17 protein-coding genes are annotated in these 17161 nt (G+C 72.8%); 12 read left to right on the plus strand and 5 right to left on the minus strand.

The window, feature by feature from the left end; translation table 11 throughout:
* Nucleotide 1 precedes the first annotated feature (1 nt).
* Nucleotides 2-2017: an NADPH-dependent 2,4-dienoyl-CoA reductase gene (locus tag A4E84_RS03470; protein ID WP_062925118.1), complete on the minus strand. Its 2016-nt coding sequence runs from the start codon at nt 2015-2017 to the stop codon at nt 2-4.
* 334 nt (nt 2018-2351) lie between these two features.
* Entirely contained in the window at nt 2352-2720 is a 369-nt protein-coding gene (locus tag A4E84_RS03475) for a hypothetical protein (protein WP_062931277.1), read from the minus strand.
* Nucleotides 2721-2969: 249 nt separating this feature from the next.
* On the opposite strand from A4E84_RS03475, the gene A4E84_RS03480 reads away from it, so the two are divergent.
* Entirely contained in the window at nt 2970-5072 is a 2103-nt protein-coding gene (locus tag A4E84_RS03480; protein ID WP_062925119.1) for a SpoIIE family protein phosphatase, read from the plus strand.
* Here the strand turns inward: A4E84_RS03480 and A4E84_RS03485 are convergent.
* On the minus strand, nt 5062-5868 hold the full coding sequence (locus A4E84_RS03485; protein WP_107308258.1) for a putative protein N(5)-glutamine methyltransferase: 807 nt from the start codon (nt 5866-5868) through the stop codon (nt 5062-5064). The two genes, A4E84_RS03480 and A4E84_RS03485, sit on opposite strands and share 11 nt — an antisense overlap.
* A 309-nt stretch (nt 5869-6177) precedes the next feature.
* On the opposite strand from A4E84_RS03485, the gene A4E84_RS03490 reads away from it, so the two are divergent.
* From A4E84_RS03490 to A4E84_RS03525, 8 genes are all read left to right on the plus strand, one after another.
* Nucleotides 6178-6552: a MarR family winged helix-turn-helix transcriptional regulator gene (locus A4E84_RS03490; RefSeq protein WP_418082254.1), complete on the plus strand. Its 375-nt coding sequence runs from the start codon at nt 6178-6180 to the stop codon at nt 6550-6552.
* Nucleotides 6553-6664: 112 nt separating this feature from the next.
* Nucleotides 6665-7270: a sulfite oxidase-like oxidoreductase gene (locus A4E84_RS03495; protein ID WP_062925122.1), complete on the plus strand. Its 606-nt coding sequence runs from the start codon at nt 6665-6667 to the stop codon at nt 7268-7270.
* Nucleotides 7263-8018, plus strand: coding sequence for a ferredoxin reductase (locus A4E84_RS03500; RefSeq protein WP_062925123.1), 756 nt, complete (start codon nt 7263-7265; stop codon nt 8016-8018). Before A4E84_RS03495 ends, A4E84_RS03500 begins: the two co-directional genes overlap by 8 nt.
* A 210-nt stretch (nt 8019-8228) precedes the next feature.
* Complete coding sequence (locus A4E84_RS03505) at nt 8229-8813, plus strand: Rv1733c family protein (protein WP_062931278.1); 585 nt, start codon at nt 8229-8231, stop codon at nt 8811-8813.
* A gap of 141 nt (nt 8814-8954) precedes the next feature.
* Nucleotides 8955-9923: an acetylxylan esterase gene (locus A4E84_RS03510; protein ID WP_062925124.1), complete on the plus strand. Its 969-nt coding sequence runs from the start codon at nt 8955-8957 to the stop codon at nt 9921-9923.
* Between the two features lie 112 nt (nt 9924-10035).
* Nucleotides 10036-11202, plus strand: coding sequence for a serine hydrolase domain-containing protein (locus A4E84_RS03515; protein WP_062925125.1), 1167 nt, complete (start codon nt 10036-10038; stop codon nt 11200-11202).
* Between the two features lie 130 nt (nt 11203-11332).
* A complete protein-coding gene (locus A4E84_RS03520) occupies nt 11333-12142 on the plus strand; it encodes a GntR family transcriptional regulator (protein WP_062925126.1) in 810 nt (269 codons plus the stop codon).
* Between the two features lie 68 nt (nt 12143-12210).
* Nucleotides 12211-13032 carry an alpha/beta fold hydrolase gene (locus tag A4E84_RS03525; RefSeq protein WP_062925127.1) on the plus strand — a complete coding sequence of 274 codons (822 nt, stop codon included), beginning with the start codon at nt 12211-12213 and terminating at the stop codon, nt 13030-13032.
* A gap of 21 nt (nt 13033-13053) precedes the next feature.
* Here the strand turns inward: A4E84_RS03525 and A4E84_RS03530 are convergent, their stop codons facing one another.
* Entirely contained in the window at nt 13054-13779 is a 726-nt protein-coding gene (locus tag A4E84_RS03530) for a class I SAM-dependent methyltransferase (protein ID WP_062925128.1), read from the minus strand.
* Nucleotides 13780-13783: 4 nt separating this feature from the next.
* Entirely contained in the window at nt 13784-14386 is a 603-nt protein-coding gene (locus A4E84_RS03535; protein WP_062925129.1) for a PadR family transcriptional regulator, read from the minus strand.
* Nucleotides 14387-14454: 68 nt separating this feature from the next.
* On the opposite strand from A4E84_RS03535, the gene A4E84_RS03540 reads away from it, so the two are divergent.
* The 3 genes from A4E84_RS03540 to rho all read left to right on the plus strand — a co-directional run bounded on the left by A4E84_RS03540 (nt 14455) and on the right by rho (nt 17144).
* Entirely contained in the window at nt 14455-14853 is a 399-nt protein-coding gene (locus A4E84_RS03540) for a nuclear transport factor 2 family protein (RefSeq protein WP_062925130.1), read from the plus strand.
* 69 nt (nt 14854-14922) lie between these two features.
* A complete protein-coding gene (locus A4E84_RS03545) occupies nt 14923-15750 on the plus strand; it encodes a class I SAM-dependent methyltransferase (protein ID WP_062925131.1) in 828 nt (275 codons plus the stop codon).
* 251 nt (nt 15751-16001) lie between these two features.
* Nucleotides 16002-17144, plus strand: coding sequence for a transcription termination factor Rho (gene rho, locus A4E84_RS03550; protein ID WP_062925132.1), 1143 nt, complete (start codon nt 16002-16004; stop codon nt 17142-17144).
* Nucleotides 17145-17161 lie beyond the last annotated feature (17 nt).

Below are 17161 nucleotides of genomic sequence, written 5' to 3' on the forward strand. Positions count from 1 at the left end.
ACTACAGGGCGGCCGCGAGCTCGGTGCCCTGCTTGATGGCGCGCTTGGCGTCGAGCTCGGCGGCCACGTCGGCGCCGCCGATGAGATGCGCGCTGCACCCGGCGGCGAGCAGCTCCTCGTACAGGGCGCGGCGCGGCTCCTGCCCCGTGCAGAGCACGACCGTGTCGACCTCCAGCACCGTGCTCTCCTCGCCCACGGTGATGTGCACTCCGGCGTCGTCGATCCGGTCGTAGCGCACGCCCGGGACCATGGTGACGCCGCGGTGCTTGAGTTCGGCGCGGTGGATCCAGCCGGTGGTCTTGCCGAGGCCTGCGCCGACCTTGGAGGTCTTGCGCTGGAGCAGGTGGACGGTGCGCGGCGGGGCGGGGCGCTCGGGCGCCGCGAGTCCGCCGGGGCCGCGGAAGTCCATGTCGACGCCCCACTGGCGGAAGTACGTGGCCGGGTCCTCGTGGGCCTTGTCGCCGCCGTCGGTGAGGAACTCGGCGACGTCGAAGCCGATGCCGCCCGCGCCGAGGATCGCGACCCGGTCGCCGACGGGGGCGCCGTCGCGCAGGACGTCGAGGTAGCCGACGACGCTCGGGTGGTCGGCTCCCGGGATCTCGGGGGTGCGCGGGGTGACGCCGGTGGCGACGACGACCTCGTCGTAGCCGTCGACGTCCGCGACCGTGACGGGCGTGTTCAGGCGAACGTCGACGCCGTGCCAGTCGAGCTGGGTGCGGAAGTAGCGGAGCGTCTCGTCGAACTCCTGCTTGCCCGGGACCTTGCGGGCGACGTTGAGCTGGCCGCCGATCTCGCTCGCCGCGTCGAACAGCGTCACGTCGTGCCCGCGCTCGGCGGCGGAGACCGCGCAGGCCAGCCCGGCCGGACCGGCGCCGACGACCGCGACGCGCTTGCGCAGCCGGGTCGGGGAGAGCACGAGCTCGGTCTCGTGGCAGGCGCGCGGGTTGACCAGGCAGGAGGTGATCAGGCCGCTGAAGGTGTGGTCGAGGCAGGCCTGGTTGCAGCCGATGCAGGTGTTGATCGCCTCGGGCCGGCCGGCGGCGGCCTTGGTGACGAAGTCGGGGTCGGCGAGCATCGGGCGGGCCATCGACACCATGTCGGCCGCGCCCTCGGCGAGCAGTTCCTCGGCGAGTTCGGGGGTGTTGATGCGGTTGGTGGTGACGAGCGGGACGGACACCTCGCCCATGAGCCGCTTGGTCACCCAGGTGTACGCGCCGCGCGGCACGGAGGTCGCGATGGTGGGGATGCGGGCCTCGTGCCAGCCGATGCCGGTGTTGATGATCGTCGCCCCGGCGGCCTCCACGGCCCTGGCGAGCGTGATCACCTCGTCGAGCGTCGAGCCGCCCGGGACGAGGTCGAGCATGGACAGTCGGTAGACGACGATGAAGTCCTCGCCGACCGCCTCGCGGACCCGGCGCACGATCTCCAGCGGGAAGCGCGTCCGGTTCTCGTACGAGCCGCCCCAGCGGTCGGCGCGGTGGTTGGTCTGCAGGGCGATGAACTCGTTGATGAGGTAGCCCTCGGAGCCCATGATCTCGACGCCGTCGTAGCCGGCCTGCCGGGCGAGGCGGGCGGCGCGGACGTAGTCCTCGATCGTCCGCTCGATGTCGGCGTCGGTGAGCTCGCGGGGCGGGAAGGGGCTGATCGGCGCCTGGACGGGGCTCGGCGCGACGAGGTCCTTGTGGTACGCGTACCGGCCGAAGTGCAGGATCTGCATCGCGATCCGCCCGCCCTCGCGGTGCACGGCGTCGGTGATGACCCGGTGCTGCTCCGCCTCCGCGTCGGTGGTGAGCTTCGCGCCGCCCTCGTAGGGGCGCCCCTCGTCGTTCGGGGCGATGCCGCCGGTCACGATCAGGCCCACTCCCCCGCGGGCGCGGGCGGCGTAGAAGGCGGCCATGCGCGCGAAGCCGCCCTCGGCCTCCTCCAGGCCGACGTGCATGGAGCCCATGAGGACCCGGTTGGGCAGGGTCGTGAAGCCCAGGTCGAGAGGGGTCAGCAGGTGCGGGTAACGGCTCATCGGGCCCTCCGTGCGCGGTGTCGTGCCTGTAGTTGTAGAGGACTACCGACGGTTTGTGCAACTAGTTGCACAAGGTGATGGAGGGCACAACAGGGCCATGACCAGGGGCCTTGGATCGATGGACCTCGCGGGTGAGCTGAACCGCGGCCCGGTCGCGCTGCCGGTGGAGGCCGCCGCGGACCGGCCCGGGCCCTGGTGGGCGCGAGGTCGTGGTCGGCGGGCGCCGGCTGTGGCGGGCCCGGATCGCCGTGTCCGGGGCGTCAGGGCGTTCCGGGGCGCGCCGGGAGGTGGTCGGTGCGGTGTCGGCTCGGTCCGCCGACGGGGTGAGGGGCGGTCACCGGCTCTGCAGACGCACGTGGAGTTCCTTCTCCTGGTCGCCGGAGACCGTGCTCAGATCGTGCACGTCGAACAGCGAGTCCAGGGTCGTGCGGAACCGTTCGATCGCCCAGTAACCGCCGTGCAGGTCGGCTTCCACGGAGGACGACAGGTGCACCGGCTGCGCGCCCTCGTGCTCGTCGGCGACGTCGAAGGTGCCGAGCCACACGGTCGGGCGGGTCTCGTGCAGTTCCTCGGGCACGTCGTCGGCGCACCGGTCGGACTCGAAGCAGGAGCACAGCGCGTCGAACACGATCCGGGCGTCGTGCTTGCTGCACCCGCTGATCTCCACCGAGACGGAGTGGGGGTGCGGTCGCTCGTGGTCCATCACCATCGTGATCGCTCCTCTCGTGGCCACCGATTGCCGTATCCACCCCTACCCCAGCAAAGCACCACCTTCCGGCGAGCACTACCGGCGGTGCCCCGCTTCCATGGCGGGTTTGCGGGGCGGTCCGCGCCGGGCTGGGAGATGGTGGAAGGTGACGGAAGGGGCCTTCGGGAAGCGGCTCCGCGCGGTAGAACATGGGGTGTCGGCACACGACGGCGTGCCGCGAGGACGGCGAAGGCGGGGCGTGGGATGAGTGCAGCCGGGTCTCCCGAGTCCGAGGGTGACGGTCCGGTGCGCGGGTCGGCGCGCCCGAGCGGGCTGCTGGACGTGCTACGCGTGGCCTCGGTGGTCCTGGACGCCGAGGGCCGCATCGTGCTGTGGAGCCCGCAGGCCGAGGAGCTGTTCGGATACGAGGCACGGGAGGCGCTCGGGCAGTACGCCGCCCGGATCATGGTCCACGAGCAGCACGTGGACCTCGTGGTCAAGCTGTTCGCCGATGTCATGGGCACCGGGCAGAGCTGGGCGGGGGCCTTCCCGATCCGCCGCAAGGACGGCGGCACCCGGTTGGTGGAGTTCCGCAACATGCGGCTGCTGGACGACCAGGGCGACGTCTACGCGCTCGGGCTGTGCGCCGACCAGAGCACCGTGCACCGGCTGGAGCGGGAGGTGGCGCTGTCGACGCGGATGATCGCGCAGTCACCGATCGGGCTGGCCGTGCTCGACACCGAGCTGCGGTACGTCTCGGTCAACAGGGCGCTGGAGGAGATCAACGGCGTGCCGGCCGAGGAGCACCTGGGCCGCACCCCCCGCGAGGTGGTGCCCCGGATGGACGTCGCCGCCCTGGAGGCCGCGACGCGCCGGGTTCTGGAGACGGGCACCCCGGTCGTCGACCAGTCCACGATCGGCCGCACCCCGGCCGACCCGCACCAGGACCACGCCTGGTCGATCTCGCTGTACCGGCTGGAGAACGCCTTCGGAACCGTGCTGGGCGTGGCCGTCTCGATCGTCGACGTCACCGAGCAGTACCGGGCGGGCATCGAGGCCGAGGCCGCACGCCGGCGGCTGGCCCTGATCGCGGACGCCTCGGGCCGGATCGGCACCACGCTGGACCTGGACCGCACGGCCGGTGAGCTGGCCGAGGTGGCCGTGCCGGAGCTGGCCGACATCGCGGCCGTCGACCTCCTGGACGCGGTGGTGCAGGGCCGGCGCACCAGCCTGGGCCCCGCCGAGTCGGCCGTGATCCGCGCGCTGGCGGTACAGGGGTACGACTCCGCCGAGGCCCTGGAGGCGGCGGACCCGCCCGGGCAGGTCGCCCGGTACGCCCCCGACCGGCTCGTCACCCAGTGCGTGCGCACCGCGAGCCCCGTGATGCTGCCGGAGGTCAAGGACGAGGACCTGGACCTCATCGCCCGTTCCTCCGAGGCGGCCGAGCTGCTGAGCCGGGCCGGGGTGCACTCGTATCTCGCGGTGCCGCTGATCGCGCGGGGCGAGGTGCTGGGGGCCCTGGACCTCAAGCGCACCCGCAATCCGCTGCCGTTCAGTGAGGACGACCTGCTGCTGGCACGCGAGCTGGCCGCCCGGGCCGCCGTGCAGATCGACAACGCCCGCTGGTACCAGAGTGCCCGCGAGACCGCGCTCACCCTGCAGCGCAGCCTGCTGCCCAGCCATCCGCCGGTCACGGGCGGACTGGAGGTCGCCTCCCGCTACCAGCCGGCCGGGGCCACGAGCGAGGTCGGCGGCGACTGGTTCGACGTGATCCCGCTGGACGCCGGGAAGACGGCGCTCGTCGTGGGCGATGTGATGGGCAGCGGCATCCCCGCGGCGGCGGCCATGGGCCGGCTGCGCACGGCGACCAACACCCTCGCCTCCCTCGACCTCGACCCGAACGTCCTTCTGGAGCACCTCGACAAGATCACCGCGGGTCTCGAACAGACCATCGCCACCTGCGTCTACGCCGTTCACGACCCGCATCTGCGACAGTGCCGGATCGCCAACGCCGGACATCTGCCGCCGGTGCGCGTCCGGCCGGGCCTGCCCCCGGAGCTGCTCGACCTGCCGACGGGAGTGCCGCTCGGCGTGGGCGGTGTCGCCTTCTCCACCACCACCGTCGACCTCGAACCCGGCGACCGGCTGGTGTTCTACACCGACGGCCTCGTCGAGACCCGGCGCGACCCGCTCGACGAACGGCTCGGCACCCTGCTGTCCCTGCTAGACGGACCCGACCGGCCGCTGGAAGAGGTCTGCGACCTGCTGCTGCGCACCCTGCACGAGCCGGACAACTTCGACGACGTGGCGCTGCTCATCGCGCGGGCGACCCCGCCGGAGCGAGGGCCTACGGGCTCTACGGCCTGACGCCGATCACCACGTGGGCGTAACGCTCCTCCGACACGGCCAGCCGTGCCGCCAGGCCGGTGCGCGCGAAGGCCTCGACGGCGGCCGGGGCCTGGTGCCGGCTCGTCTCCACCAGGACGCAGCCGCCGGGGGCGAGCCAGCGGGGCGCCTCGGCCGCGACCCTGCGCAGCACGTCGAGGCCGTCCGTGCCGCCGTCGAGGGCGGCCAGCGGCTCGTGGTCGCGGGCCTCCTGCGGCAGTAGGCCGATCTCGTCGCTCGGCACGTACGGCACGTTGGCCGCGAGGATGCCGACGCGGCCGCGCAGAGCGACGGGCAGCGCCTCGAACAGATCGCCCTGGTGGACCTGCCCGCCGGCCGCGGCGACGTTGCCGCGGGCGCACCGCACGGCGGCCGGGTCGATGTCGGCGGCGTGCAGTTCGACGCCGCCTAGCGCGGCGGCCAGCGCCGCTCCGACGGCGCCCGAGCCGCAGCACAGGTCCACGACGACGGCGGCCGCGGGCGCCCGCTCCAGGGCCTGCTCCACCAGGAACTCGGTGCGCCGGCGCGGCACGAAGACACCGGGGGCGACGGCGATGCGCAGACCCCGGAACTCGGCCCAGCCGACGACGAGTTCGAGCGGCAGACCGGCGACGCGGCGCTCGACCATGGCGGCGGCCTCGGCCGGGGTGCGCGCGGTAGCGAGGATCAACTCGGCCTCGTCCTCGGCGAAGACGCACCCCGCGGTGCGCAGGGCGGTGACCACCGCGTCACGGGACGGCGGCGCGGAAGGGGACATGGAGGAAGACACAGACGGCATGGAAGCCCAGAGCCTTTCGGGAACCGAAGGGCGCTCCGGCGATCGCCTACGACCGGCGATCCGCGCGACGTCGAGGGGAGAGCACCCGAGCTGACACAGCGGTAATGGGTCTCACCTCCTCGGCTTCCGACGACCGGGTCCTCCCCGGCCGGACGGCAACCCTACCCGAACGACCGGCCGCCCCATATGACGATCATGACGCCGCCCGGTCAAGTGGTTGGGTTGTGCAACCATGGAAGGAGCCGTGCAGCACCGTGGTGAGGAGGTCCCGTGCACAGCGCCGACGCCGTGGAGACCATCCAGCGGGAGATGACGGTCTTCGCCCGCCGCGCCCGGGCCGCCGCGGGCCGGATGCACCCCGAGCTGTCGCTGGTGTCGTACACGCTGCTGGGGCACCTGGAGGAGAGCGGCGGATGCCGGGCCACCGACCTGGCCGCCCACTACGCCCTGGACAAGTCCACCGTCAGCCGCCAGGTGGCGGGTCTGGAGCGCGCCGGCCTCATCGAGCGCCGCCCCGACCCGGCGGACCAGCGTGTCCAGGTCCTGCACCTGACACGGTCCGGGCTGCACATCCTGGCCCAGGTCACCGAGAGCCGCCGGGCGGCCTTCCGGGAGCGCCTGGCCGGCTGGCCGGAGGAGGACCTGAGCCGGTTCGCGGAGTACCTCGTGCGCTACAACGCGTAGGCCCGGTCCCGGCCGGCGGGACCAGGACACCCTGCACGTACGGTTGAGGACGCAAACACCGAGCACACCGGTCCGGCGGGGCACCGCCGGCCCGGCCCGGAGGCACCACCGCATGCACATCACCCGAGGCTTCACCGGGCGACCGCGCGTCGCCGACCCCGGTCTGCCGCCCGGCCAGTACAACGCGGGCGACCACTGGCCCGTGCTGTCCGCCGAGGTCACTCCCGAGCTGGCGCCCGCCGACTGGACCTTCCGCGTCGACGGACTGGTGGCCGAGCCCCGCACCTGGGACTGGGAGGAGGCGCACCGGCTGCCGCCGTCGGCGTACGAGGGCGCCATCCACTGCGTGACGGGCTGGTCGAAGTTCGGGGTGCGGTTCACGGGCGTGTCCCTGGACGCGTTCCTGGACACGGCCCGGCCCCACGTGTCGGCCACCCATGCCGTCGCCTACGCGCACACCGGCTACACCGCGAACCTCCCGCTCGCCGACCTGACCGGCGGCCGCGCCTGGATCGCCTGGGAGTACGACGGGAAGCCCCTCGCCCCCGAGCACGGCGGGCCGGCACGGCTGCTGGTGCCGCACCTGTACTTCTGGAAGAGCGCCAAGTGGATCGCGGGCCTGCGGATCCTCGACCACGACGAGCCGGGCTTCTGGGAGCGCAACGGCTACCACGAGCGGGGCAACCCCTGGGAGGAGCAGAGGTACTCCGGTGACTGAGACCTTCGTGCCCCCCACGCGGCTCGCCGTGCCCGGGCGCATCGCCGTGAGCGAGCAGGCCGCGTCCGAGTGGCAGAGCGCCACCATCACCGGGATCCGCCGCGAGACCCCGCGGGTGACCACCTTCCGGCTCGCGGTGCCGGACTGGCCGGGGCACCTGCCCGGGCAGCACCTGATGGTGCGGCTGACCGCCGAGGACGGTTACGCGGCTCAGCGGCACTACTCGATCGCGTCCGCGCCGGACGACTCCGGGCAGATCGAGCTGACCCTTGATCATGTCGAGGGCGGCGAGGTGTCGGGCTGGTTCCACACCGTCGCCCGGCCCGGCGACCGGGTCGAGGTGCGGGGGCCGGTGAGCGGCTTCTTCGCCTGGCCGGGGGACCGGCCCGCGCTGCTCATCGGGGCGGGCTCCGGCGTCGTACCGCTGATGTCGATGGTCCGGCACCACCGGGCCCGGAACCTGACCGTGCCACTGCGGCTGGTGGTGTCGGCGCGCAGCCCCGAGGAGCTGGTCTACGCCCGGGAGTTGGGCGCGGAGACGACCGCCGTCTTCACCCGGAGCGCGCCGGAAGGTGTGAAGGTGGGACGTATGGCGGCCGCACATATGGTGCCGCTCCTGGCCGAGCAGCCCCCCGGTGGGTGGGAAGCCTATGTGTGCGGCTCCAACTCCTTCGCCGAGCATGCCTCCCGGCTGCTCGTGACGGCCGGTCAGCCGGTGGACCGGATCCGCATCGAACGTTTCGGCTGACCCCGCTGTTTTGCCGCGGTGACGCCGGGCACCCAGCCGGAGGGCCGCGGCGGGCCGCTCCGCTGTGCCCACAAACGCGGGGCGATCGGCGAGCGCCGGAGGGGGTACTCCGTCCGTGAGGGCACTCGCGCGCGTGGCGTGATGCGGAGGGAGCGGCGGCGCACGGCCGGTCCGGGCCTCCGGCCGCGGGGTGACGGCGAGGAGGTGCACATGCGAACCCGGGTGCGCGGCTGGCGTTGGCGGAGCAGTCCGCTGCGACGCCGGTCGGATGTCGTGGAAGCGTGGACGGTACTGGCGGTGGCCGTCCTCATCCTCGTGGGCGCGCCGCTGGCCGGAACGGCGGCCGCCCGGTGGGCGCACGGCGAGGCGAAGTCGGTGTCGGCGGAGCAGCGGGCCGAGCGGCACCGCGTCCGGGCCGAGGTGATCGACAGGAACGGCGACTCGCTGCCCTCGGTGCAGGCGGGCGGGCAGCACGCCTACCGGGCGACCGTGCGCTGGACCGAGCCGGGTGAAGGCACGCGCACCGCGACGGCCCGGGTTCCCGCGGACACCCGGCAGGGCGAGACCGTGGATGTCTGGTTCGACGCCCGGGGCCGCAACGTGCTGCCGCCGGTGGACGGAGCGGCGGTCTGGCAGCACACCCTCACCATCGGTACCTGCGCGGCGGGCGGTGCGGTGTTCGTGGTGCTCTTCGGCCATGTCCTGGTGCGCCGGGTGGCGCTGCGCCACCGGCTGGCCGAGTGGGACCGGGCATGGGCCCGTACGGAACCGCAGTGGACGCACCGCGACGCGTGAGACGCGGCGGCGGATCCCCGCGCCGGTGGCCGGTACCCCGGAGTCCGGCCGGATCAACACCCTGGCCAGTCCTCCGATCACTCACGTAATGTGATCATCCGTACTGCCCTCGTAGCTGCTCCTCATCCAAGGCGGTCCTCCATGGCCCTGTTCGACCTTCCGATCGACGAACTCCGCGAGTACCGCAGCGCGGCCACCGAACCCGAGGACTTCGACGCGTTCTGGTCCAAGACCCTCCAGGAGGCGCGGGGGCACGATCTGGACGCCCGCTTCGAACCGGTCGACACGGGCCTGTCCACCGTGCAGGTGTTCGACGTGACGTTCGCCGGTTTCGGCGGTCATCCGGTCAAAGGCTGGCTGATACTCCCGGCCGGGGCGGACGGGCCGCTGCCACTGGTCGTGGAGTTCATCGGCTACGGCGGCGGACGCGGGCTGCCCCACGAACACCTGCTGTGGGCGTCCTCGGGCCGGGCGCACTTCGTGATGGACACCCGCGGGCAGGGCAGCGCCTGGGGCGGGGGCGGGGGCACGGCGGACCCGGTGGGCGGTGCGCCCGCGTACCCCGGCTTCATGACGCGCGGCATGGACGCCCCGGAGAACTACTACTACCGCCGGGTCTACACGGACGCCGTGCGTGCCGTGGAGGCGGCCCGCTCGCACCCCCTGACCGACCCGGCGCGCACGGTGGCCGTGGGTTCCAGCCAGGGCGGCGGCATCACGATCGCGGTGGGCGGCCTGGTCCCGGACCTGGCGGGTATCGCGCCGGACGTGCCGTTCCTGTGCGATTTCCCGCGTGCGGCGACGATCACGGACCGGCACCCGTACCGGGAGATCGGCCTCTACCTCAAGACGCACCGCGGCCGCACCGAGGACGCCCTGCGCACGCTGTCCTACTTCGACGGCGTGCACTTCGCCGCCCGCGGCCGGGCACCGGCGCTCTTCTCGGCCGCCCTGGAGGACCAGACCTGCCCGCCCTCGACCGTCTTCGCGGCGTTCAACGCGTGGAGCCACGAGGACAAGGCGATCGAGGTCTACGACTTCAACGACCACGAGGGCGGCGGTCCGTTCCAGCAGGCGCTCAAGCTGCGCTGGATGCGCTCGTACATCTGATCCGGCCGTTCACCCCCGGCGGGGTTCCACCCGGTCCGACCGGTCGGTACGTTCATCGCGCCCGGGCCGCGACGCGGCGGCCCGGGCCTGAGACGGTCGGCGGAGGGGGCTCATGTCCGAAAACGAGATGCAGGTGCGCGGTCACTGCGACGCGCGGTTCACGGCCGTACGCAAGGCGTTCGAGGAGAATTTCCGGGAGCGGGACGAGCTGGGCGCCGCGGTGGCCGTCACCGTCGACGGCGAGACCGTGGTGGATCTGTGGGGCGGCTGGGCGGACGCGGCCCGCTCCCGCCCCTGGGAGCGGGACACGCTGGTCAACGTGTGGTCCACGACCAAGGGGCCGGTGGCGCTGTGCGCGCACATCCTCGCCGACCGGGGTCTGCTGGATCTGGACGCGCCGGTGGCCGTGTACTGGCCCGAGTTCGCGGCGGCGGGCAAGGAGAAGGTCCTCGTCCGGCACCTGTTGTCCCACCGCGCCGGCCTGGCCGGCCTGCGCGAGCCGCACGCGCTGGAGCAGCTCTACGACTGGGAGCTGACCACGCAGCGGCTCGCGGCGACCGAGCCCTGGTGGGAGCCGGGCACCCGGTCCGGCTACCACGCGCTGACCTACGGCCACCTGGTCGGCGAGGTCGTACGGCGGGTGTCGGGTCTGCGGCCGGGGGCCTTCCTGGCGCGGGAGGTGACGGAGCCGCTCGCCATCGACTTCCGCATCGGACTGCCGGAGCGGGATGCCGGCCGGGCTGCCGAACCGGTCCAGCCGGCGGTCGCGGCGAGCAGTGAACAGGCGGCGCTGTTTGCCCAGTTGGCGCCCGCAGCCGTCGCGGCGCTGACCAACCCGGCGGTGTCCGCCGCCGCGGCCGGCACGCCCGGCTGGCGGGCCGCGGAGATCCCGGCGGCGAACGGGCACGGCACCGCGCGGGCCGTCGCCGGGCTGTACGGCGTCTTCGCGGGGCGCGGCTCGTACGGGGGCCGTCGCATCCTGTCCCCGGAGGCGGCAGAGCGGGTGCGCGAGGGGCAGGGCAGCTGCCGGGACCTGGTGCTCGGCGCCGGGTTCGAGCACGAGACGGAGGTCGGCCTCGGGCTCTGGCTCAGCGGCCCCGACGGCTCGTACGGGCCCAACCCGCGCGCTTTCGGACACGACGGCTTCGGTGGTTCCTGCGGACTCGCCGACCCGGAGGCGGGGGTGTCCCTGGGCTATGTGATGAACCGGATGGGGCCCCGTATCGCCAACGACCCGCGGAAGACGGCGTTGGTCGGCGCCTTGTACAGCGCGCTGTGACGGCGGGCACGGGCGGGCCGGTTTCGGCCGATCCGCCCGGCCACCCTTCCCAATTGGTTTAGACCAATGCTAGATGTGATGGCGCACCGAGCCCGAACGGCTACCGAACGTCACCCACAGGAGGGGCGGCATGGCCCGCACCACCCCGCACGCCCCCCCGTCGGCCGGGGGAGAGCCCCTGTACCGCCGGATCGCGACGGAGTTGCTCGGCGAACTGCACGACGGCACCGTCCCGCCCGGTGAACGACTGCCCGGGGAAAGGCGGTTGGCCGGTCACTTCGGGGTGAGCCGGGAGACCGTACGGCAGGCGCTGGAGCTGCTGCGCCGCGACGGCCTCGTCGCCACCGACCGGCGCGGCAGTCACGCCACCCTGCCCGGCCTGCCGGTCGAGACCCCGGCGTCGCTCACCTTTCCGGTCGGGGCCCGGACGGCGGCCCCGGGCGGCGTCGCCCGCGCCACGGTCACCTGGGAGGCTCCCCCGGCGGACCACGCCGAGGCCCTGGAACTGGCCCCCGGCCGCCCGACCCTGGTTCACCGCTACCGGTACGCGGCCGCCGACGGGCAGGGCCTGCGGACCGCCGTGACCTCGTTCTCCGCCGTGGCACTCGCGGAGGTGGAGGAGCTGGCGCGTTATCGCGACCGCGCCGACGGCACCGCCTCCGCACAGCTGCGGCGGGCCTACGACTGGATGCGCCGGGCCGGTCTGACCCTGCACCACCGCGATGCCATCACCCCTCTCGCGAGCACTCCGTCGGTACGGGTCACCCGGCGGGTGCACGACCAGTACGCGCGCCCGCTGGAGATCACCGATCTCGTGGTGGACGCCCAACGGGACGCACTCATCTACGAGTTCACACTGCCGGGCCGGGCGGCGCAGACCGCGACGGACCGGCGCCGGCCACCCGTTCGGCGGACCGCCGGCCCCAGTCACCGGAGATGACAGAGATCATCGGAACACGGCACGGCTTACCCGCACGGCTTCCCCGGACGATCTTCGAGAGGATCCCCATGGCCACGTTCACGACCTCCGACGGAACCGAGCTCTACTACAAGGACTGGGGCGAGGGGCAGCCGGTGGTGTTCAGCCACGGCTGGCCCCTCAACGCCGACACGTGGGACGGACAGGCCCGGCTGGTCGCCGAGCACGGCTTCCGGGCCATCGCACACGACCGCCGCGGGCACGGCCGCTCCGGACAGCCCTGGCAGGGCAACCACATGAACCGGTACGCCGACGACCTGGCCGAGCTGATCGAGGCGCTGGACCTCGGCGACGCGGTCCTGGTGGGGCATTCGACCGGCGGCGGCGAGGTGGCCCGCTACATCGGGCGGCACGGGACCGCACGGGTCGCCAAGGTGGTGCTGCTGGGCGCGGTGCCGCCGCTGATGCTGCGGACCGAGGCCAACCCGCAAGGCACGCCGAAGGAGGTCTTCGACGGGATCCGGGCCGGCGTCGCGGCGGACCGCTCACAGTTCTACTGGGAGCTGAGCGAGAGTTTCTACGGCTTCAACCGGCCCGGCGCCGCCGTGTCGGAGGGCGTGCGGCGGGCGTTCTGGATGTGGAGCATGCAGGCCGGGCTGAAGGGCGCCTACGACTGCGTCGCGCAGTTCTCGGAGACCGACTTCACCGAGGACCTTGGGCGCATCGACGTGCCGACGCTCGTCGCGCACGGGGACGACGACCAGATCGTGCCGATCGCCGCCTCGGCCCACCGGACCTCCCAGTTGGTCAAGGACGCGACGCTGAAGGTGTACCCGGGCGCGCCGCACGGCCTGGTCGGCGACTTCGAGAAGGCGTTCAACGACGATCTGCTGAACTTCCTGCGCGGCTGACGGGCATCGTGGCGCCCGGGCCTAGCCCGGCAGCCGGGCCATGACGAGCCGTACCCGGGGGCTGCCGTCCGGTCGCCGCCCGAACTCGGGCAGCGCGTGGAGCTCCACCCGGAAGCCGGCCTCCGTGAGTTCGCGCCGCACGTCTCCCAGACGGAACGCGCGGTAGTACATGACGAACGGAGGCCGCCAGAGCGCGTTACGCACCCGCATCACGGTGTCGAAGACGAGCAGCGTCCAATAGCCGGGCGAGCCCGGGCGGGGCGGGGCGACCAGCGGGAACGCGAAGCGGCCGCCCGGCCGCAGGACGGACCGGACCTGCGCGAACAGCCCGGGCAGTTCGCGGGGCAGGAAGTGCCCGAAGGCCCCGAAGCTCACCACCAGGTCGAATGCGGGCGCGAAGGGCAGGGCACGGGCGTCGGCCCGGACCCAGGAGACCGGCGGGCCCGTCGGCCCGGCCTGCTCCCGTGCGACGTCGAGCATGCCCGCGCTGAAGTCGACGCCGGTGACCCGCTCGCGGCACACCTGCGCCAGGACCTCGACGCCCGCTCCGGTGCCGCAGCACAGATCGAGCCCGGCGTCGTAGGGCCCGGTCCGCCGCAGGAGCGAGCCGACGGCGTCGAGGACGGCGTCGGGTGTCCGGAACGGCGTGTGGTCGAACTTCGGCGCGAGGAGGTCGTAGCCGCGCTCGACGGACGACAGCGCCTGGACGGCGAGCTCGCGCAGACTGGGGCCTTCGGGGCTGAACATCGGCTCAGCCTAGGGCGCGCCGACGCGGAGACGCGTCAGGAGCCCCTTCCAGGGGGGCCCGCTGCTTCAGGACGGTGAGCACGCGCTCGCACCAGCGGAGGTTCTCCTCCTCGAAGCCGATGCCTCCCATCAGGGTGAGGTACGGGCCGACACGGTCGGCCGCCCTGAGGTACTCCTCCTCGCTGCGGCCGGCCAGGAGGCGCTCGCGCACCCGCCGGTACCGGGCGAGCTTGCCGCGGGCCCACGCCTCGCGCTCCTCGACCAGGGCACGGGTCGCCTCCGGGTCCGCGCCGTCCATGGCCTGGATCTTGATGAGGAGTTCATCGCGGATGGCGGTGGGACGCCGGGGCGGTGTGGCGGCGAACGTGCGCAGGTCCTCACGGCCGGTCTCGGTCAGCGTGAACATGCGCTTGTCGGGCCGCCGCTCCTGGCGCACCACCCTGGCCTCGATCAGTCCGTCCCGCGCGAGGCGCTCCAGTTCCCGGTAGAGCTGCTGCGGAGTCGAGGCCCAGAAGTTGGCCAGCGACACGTCGAAGACCTTCGACAGCTCGTACCCCGAGGCCTCGCCCTCCAGGAGCGCGGCGAGAACGGCGTACTTGAGAGACATGTGGACAGCGTATCAACGGTTGACTAATCTATTCTGCACCTACTCAACAAATTGACCAAGGCGGTTCGATGCGTGCATTCCGAGAGGCCGTCGAGAAGCTCGACCTCGACGCCGCCGAGGCGCTGCTGGCGCCGGACGTGGTCTTCACCAGCCCGGTCGTGTTCAAGCCGTACGCGGGGAAGGCGATCACGGCCGCGATCCTGCGCGCCGTCTCCGGGGTCTTCCAGGACTTCCGCTACGTGCGTGAGATCAACGACGTGAACGGCCGCGACCACGCCCTGGTCTTCACCGCGCGCGTGGGTGACCGGGAGATCAACGGCTGCGACTTCATCCACGTCGACGAGAACGGGCTCATCGACGAATTCACGGTGATGGTGCGCCCGTTGTCGGGGGCCCAGGCCCTCGCGGCGGCCATGGGCGAGCAGTTCGAGAGGATCGCCGAGGAGGCGCGCGCCCGCTCGGTCTGAGCGACACGTCCACCGATCCGTTTCCCGCGTTCTCCGTCGCCCGCGGTCGGTTCAGGGTTGGATGTCCCCATGACGTCCGCCGAGCACGACCGGCTGATGCGGGCCAACCAGGCGAACTGGGACGCCCGCACGCCCGTTCATCTCGCCAGCCGGTTCTACGGTCTCGACCAGGACCTCGACCCCGAGCGCTGGTTCGCCCCGTTCGAGTGGGAGGACCTTGGCGAGCTGGCCGGGCGTGACGTGCTGCACCTCCAGTGTCATCTCGGCACGGAGACGATCGCCTTCGCGCGGCGCGGCGCCCGGGCCGTCGGCCTCGACTTCTCCGAGGCATCCGTGGCGGCCGCCCAGGACATCGCGGCGAACGCCGGCGCCGACGTGACGTACGTCCGGGCGAACGTGTACGACGCCGTGGCGGCCCTGGACGGGCGGCGGTTCGACGTGGTGTACACCGGCAAGGGCGCCCTGTGCTACCTCCCCGACCTGGACCGGTGGGCGCGGACCGTCCGCCAACTCCTGCGGCCCGGCGGGCGGTTGTACGTCGTCGAGTTCCATCCCCTGCTCAACTCGCTCGGGCCGAAGCGCGCTCCGGGCGAGGGACCCGAGCTGCTCCTGCGCCACGACTACCTGGGCGGTGCCGGACCGGTGCACCGCGACGGGACCCACACCTACACGGACGGCCCGGCCGTCGAGGGCGCCACGGACAGCTACGAGTGGATGCACGGAATGGGTGAGGTCGTCACCGCGTTGACGGAGGCGGGACTCGCCGTGCGGCGGCTGCGGGAAGGTGACGAACTCCCCTGGCCGCGCTGGCCGCAGATGGTCCGCACCGAGTCCGGCTGGTGGCGGCTGCCCGAGCCGCGGATCCCGTTGCTGTACGGGCTGCTGGCCACGCGCTGAGACAACCCGTCCCCGTCCAGCTCTTTCAGTGGTACAGTGCGAAGAGCACTCGTGCACGCCCCTCTTCGTGGGCGCCGGTGCCAGTTCTCCTCTCTCTTCATCCCTTCCAGCACCACGACGTCTTTCCGTCGTATCCGAGGTGCTGTTTTCCCCGCCGCCCGGAAGCGTGCCCCAGGCCCTCCTCTCGCGGCCCTCTCCCCCTCCCCTCGCATGTCCCGCACCTGCCGTCCGTGAAAGGACACACACCACCCATGACCACCACACTCGAAAACCCATCCGTACAGCAGCTGTCCCCGGACCGGACCGTGTCCGGTGTCCTCGACGTCGACGCGAGCGGGAAGGGGCATCTGCGCGGCGAGAACTGCCTGCCCACGCCCGCCGACGCCGCCGTCTCCCCCGCGCTGATCCGCCGGTACGGACTGCGCAAGGGGGACCTCGTCGAGGGGGTACTCGGCGACCGGCGTGTCCTGACCGGGGTCGCTCGGGTGGAGGGCCGTGCGGCCGGGAACCTGCGCGACCGGCGCGGCTTCCGGGACCTGACACCACTGCATCCGCACGAGCGGCTGCGGCTGGAGCACCCGGCCGCCGGACTGGCCGGACGCGTCGTCGACCTGATCGCTCCGGTCGGCAAGGGCCAGCGCGGACTCATCGTCGCCCCGCCCAAGACCGGCAAGACCGTCCTCCTCCAGCAGCTCGCGGCCGCCGTCACCGGCAACCATCCCGAGTGCCGGCTGATGATGCTGCTGCTCGACGAGCGGCCCGAGGAGGTCACCGACATGCGGCGCTGCGTGCGGGGCGAGGTGTACGCCTCGACGTTCGACCGCAGCGCCAAGCAGCACATCGCGCTCGCCGACCTCGTGGTCGAGCGCGCCAAGCGGCGCGTCGAGGCCGGTGAGGACGTCGTCGTCCTCCTCGACTCGCTGACCCGGCTGTGCCGGGCGCACAACAACGCGGCCGCCAACGGCGGCCGCATCCTCACCGGAGGCGTCGACGCCTCCGCGCTGGCCGGGCCCAAGCGGTTCTTCGGCGCCGCCCGGTCGGCCGAGGAGGGCGGTTCCCTCACGATCCTCGCGACCGCCCTGGTGGAGACCGGCTCCCGGGCCGACGACTTCTACTTCGAGGAGCTGAAGAGCACCGGCAACATGGAGCTGCGCCTGAGCCGGGACCCGGCGTCCCGCCGGGTGTTCCCGGCCGTCGACATCATCCCCTCGGGCACCCGCCGCGAGGAACTGCTCCTGCCGCCCGCCGAATTGACGGCCGTCCACGGTCTGCGGCGCGTGCTGCAGGGCCGGGACGGGCAGGGCGCTCTGGAGACGCTCCTGGAGCGGATGCGCGAGACACCGGACAACGCGACGTTCCTGCGCCGCATCCAGCCGACCCTGCCCTCGGGCTGACGCGCAGAGCTCAGCCA

Origin of the sequence: Streptomyces qaidamensis, from assembly GCF_001611795.1 — a bacterium.
GTDB lineage: Bacteria > Actinomycetota > Actinomycetes > Streptomycetales > Streptomycetaceae > Streptomyces > Streptomyces qaidamensis.

Bases quoted from the DNA above. Each gene is read 5' to 3' on its own strand.
- A4E84_RS03470 (WP_062925118.1), bottom strand. From the start codon at position 2,017: ATGAGCCGTTACCCGCACCTGCTGACCCCTCTCGACCTGGGCTTCACG.
- A4E84_RS03475 (WP_062931277.1), bottom strand. From the start codon at position 2,720: ATGGACCACGAGCGACCGCACCCCCACTCCGTCTCGGTGGAGATCAGC.
- A4E84_RS03480 (WP_062925119.1), top strand. From the start codon at position 2,970: ATGAGTGCAGCCGGGTCTCCCGAGTCCGAGGGTGACGGTCCGGTGCGC.
- A4E84_RS03485 (WP_107308258.1), bottom strand. From the start codon at position 5,868: ATGCCGTCTGTGTCTTCCTCCATGTCCCCTTCCGCGCCGCCGTCCCGT.
- A4E84_RS03490 (WP_418082254.1), top strand. From the start codon at position 6,178: ATGACGGTCTTCGCCCGCCGCGCCCGGGCCGCCGCGGGCCGGATGCAC.
- A4E84_RS03495 (WP_062925122.1), top strand. From the start codon at position 6,665: ATGCACATCACCCGAGGCTTCACCGGGCGACCGCGCGTCGCCGACCCC.
- A4E84_RS03505 (WP_062931278.1), top strand. From the start codon at position 8,229: ATGCGAACCCGGGTGCGCGGCTGGCGTTGGCGGAGCAGTCCGCTGCGA.
- A4E84_RS03510 (WP_062925124.1), top strand. From the start codon at position 8,955: ATGGCCCTGTTCGACCTTCCGATCGACGAACTCCGCGAGTACCGCAGC.
- A4E84_RS03515 (WP_062925125.1), top strand. From the start codon at position 10,036: ATGTCCGAAAACGAGATGCAGGTGCGCGGTCACTGCGACGCGCGGTTC.
- A4E84_RS03520 (WP_062925126.1), top strand. From the start codon at position 11,333: ATGGCCCGCACCACCCCGCACGCCCCCCCGTCGGCCGGGGGAGAGCCC.
- A4E84_RS03525 (WP_062925127.1), top strand. From the start codon at position 12,211: ATGGCCACGTTCACGACCTCCGACGGAACCGAGCTCTACTACAAGGAC.
- A4E84_RS03530 (WP_062925128.1), bottom strand. From the start codon at position 13,779: ATGTTCAGCCCCGAAGGCCCCAGTCTGCGCGAGCTCGCCGTCCAGGCG.
- A4E84_RS03535 (WP_062925129.1), bottom strand. From the start codon at position 14,386: ATGTCTCTCAAGTACGCCGTTCTCGCCGCGCTCCTGGAGGGCGAGGCC.
- A4E84_RS03540 (WP_062925130.1), top strand. From the start codon at position 14,455: ATGCGTGCATTCCGAGAGGCCGTCGAGAAGCTCGACCTCGACGCCGCC.
- A4E84_RS03545 (WP_062925131.1), top strand. From the start codon at position 14,923: ATGACGTCCGCCGAGCACGACCGGCTGATGCGGGCCAACCAGGCGAAC.
- rho (WP_062925132.1), top strand. From the start codon at position 16,002: ATGACCACCACACTCGAAAACCCATCCGTACAGCAGCTGTCCCCGGAC.